Source organism: Vibrio sp. 1-Bac 57 (assembly GCF_037546855.1).
Lineage (GTDB): Bacteria > Pseudomonadota > Gammaproteobacteria > Enterobacterales > Psychromonadaceae > Psychromonas.
Genome location: NZ_JALAAC010000079.1, coordinates 1 through 2,476, shown reverse-complemented (window position 1 = coordinate 2,476; position 2,476 = coordinate 1). Strand labels below are relative to the sequence as shown.

Genomic DNA, 2,476 nt, shown 5'->3' with positions numbered 1-2,476 from the left:
AAGCTACCTATCAATTTGTGTGGTTATATTTAGAGTATTTGGTATTCCATTTAATCGCTGGACAGTTCCTACCGCTATAGTAGGTGGAGCGGTGTTAGTGAGTTCGTTAATTTTATTGATTAACTATACTCATCCTTATTCAGACTCGAGTAAACAATCTTTTGTAACTACACCGATTACCCCTGTCGTTCAAGGTACTGTTCTCTCAGTTGATATAACTGCGAATACTCGTATTACTAAGGGGGATATTTTATTCAGAATTGATCCGTTACCTTATCAAAATAAAGTCGCACAATTAACGGCGCAAATCGTGACTGCAAAGCAACAATATTTAAGTGCACTAGATCTGAGTAAAGAAGAGCTAAGTAAAGAAGAGCTAAGTAAGCAAACATTAAGTAAACAAGAGTTAAATGGGCGAGAGTTACAAACTGCAAATGCAGACAAGCGAGTAGATATTGATAGCGCTAAAGCTGCTGCAATAATTGATGATTTAAATACACAATTAAGCGAGGCCACTTATAACTTAAGAAATACAATTGTTCGAGCACACAGTGATGGTTATGTCACTCAAATATCGGTATTTCCTGGTTTACATGTTGCCTCCATGCCAACAAATCCTGCGATGCTCTTTATTCCAGATAGCTCATTTCAGTATGCTAGTTGGTATCCTCAAAATAAGGTTTTACAAATCAAAGCGGGTTATGACGCAGAGTTAATATTTGATGCCTTGCCTGGAAAAGTATTTGCCGCTGAAGTTACTAAGGTCTCGAATATTGCAGAAGGGGCAGTTAAAGCTAATAGATCTTCAGTTGATCTTACTTCGTCTCATATGGGTGAAATTTCTGTTGTATTTGAGATTAAAGACCCTAATTTTGAACAATACCGTGATCTTTTACCGCTAGGTGCATATGGACAAAGTGCAGTATATTCAGAAGAATTCGAGGAGCTGACTATCATCCGCAAAGTATTATTACGCATGTCATCATGGGCATCTTATGTTTTTCCTATCCACTAATCACAGATAAAAGTAAATAGGTAAAAGTAAATAGATAAAATACGAGCTGATAAAGCTTGCTTGTAAAAGTAGAGTAATCGATTCGGTTACCCTGTTATAGCTATAAAATATTTATTATTGGTACAGAATTTATCTGTACCAATAATTATCCATTCAAATTAAACTAAATCAAATGAATAGGGTTATATTAACTATCAGCGAATATCTCGCTAATAGTTAACTCGTCAATAGTTAACAGCCAATCAGAAAAAATTATAATACTTTCCAAGTCATTATTTCATTAGCTTTAATAGGCACAACCACATCATTACCAAATTGTAATGTTGCAGGCACATCCCACGATAATTTCTCTAATGTCACGGTATCTGTATTACGTGCTAGTTGATAAAAATCTGGACCATTAAAACTTGCAAAACCCTCTAGTTTATCGAGAGCATTTTCAGCTTCAAATACTTCGGCATATAACTCTAAAGCAGCAAATGCAGTATAAGAACCAGCACATCCACATGCTGATTCTTTAGCGCCAATGCTATGCGGCGCAGAATCTGTCCCTAAAAAGAATTTCTTGCTACCACTGGTTGCCGCTTTAACAAGGGCTGCTTGGTGTGTATTGCGTTTTAGGATAGGCAGGCAATAAAAATGCGGTTTAATGCCTCCCACTAACATATGATTGCGGTTAAACATTAAATGATGCGCAGTGATGGTCGCTGCCACATTGTCGCTTGCTTGGTTAACAAACTCTACGGCATTAGCCGTTGTAATATGCTCAAGCACTATTTTAAGGTTCGGATAACTTGCCACGATAGGAGCAAGTACTTCTTTCAAAAAAACTTCTTCACGGTCAAAAATATCAACGTCGTGTGCAGTTACTTCACCATGTACCAATAATGGCATATTAACGTCTTGCATTGCCTGTAGCGCGGCTTTGATATTATCAACATCCGTTACCCCTGAATCTGAGTTTGTTGTTGCGCCAGCTGGGTAAAGTTTAGCGGCATACACATGGCCTGATGCTTTGGCTTTTTGTATCTCTTCGGCACTGGTGTTATCGGTTAAATAAATAACCATTAATGGCGTAAAGGTGGCTTGTGGTTGCTCCGCTAAAATCCGCTCACGATAAGCTAATGCACTGTCGGTTGTCATCACGGGAGGCACTAAATTTGGCATAACAATCGCGCGGCCCATGTAACGACTGGTATCACGAACGGTATCTTTTAATACATATCCATCACGTAAATGTACATGCCAATCGTCTGGTCGAGTAATGGTTAGTGTGCTGCTCATAAAATGCTCCGCATAATAAGGGGGAAGGAAGTGTGGGGATGATTTTAGAAGTATAAAAAGGTGAAGTAAAGGTCTAGTTAAGTGGTTATCATTAATCACGTTGATTGTATTATGTTTTTAGTAAAATTGAGCATCGAGTTTTTTTGATAAAAGCTTAAACTCGATGCTCAATTAACC

At 37.9% G+C, this 2,476-nt stretch carries 2 protein-coding genes; one reads left to right on the top strand and one right to left on the bottom strand.

Features of this window, described 5'->3' with window-relative positions; all coding sequences use genetic code 11:
- Positions 1–1,015, top strand: a 1,015-nt coding sequence (locus MT391_RS20515; RefSeq protein WP_499499933.1) for an HlyD family secretion protein, incomplete at its 5' end; no start/stop codon positions are given.
- A 252-nt stretch (positions 1,016–1,267) separates the two neighbouring features.
- On the opposite strand, the gene pyrC is transcribed toward MT391_RS20515, so the two are convergent.
- Positions 1,268–2,299 (bottom strand): dihydroorotase, encoded by a 1,032-nt coding sequence (gene pyrC, locus MT391_RS20510; protein WP_499499931.1) that lies wholly within the window; start codon positions 2,297–2,299, stop codon positions 1,268–1,270.
- Between the last annotated feature and the right edge of the window lie 177 nt (positions 2,300–2,476).

What these genes read in the sequence shown, in the direction of transcription:
- pyrC (WP_499499931.1), bottom strand. Translation starts at nt 2,299, where the DNA reads ATGAGCAGCACACTAACCATTACTCGACCAGACGATTGGCATGTACAT.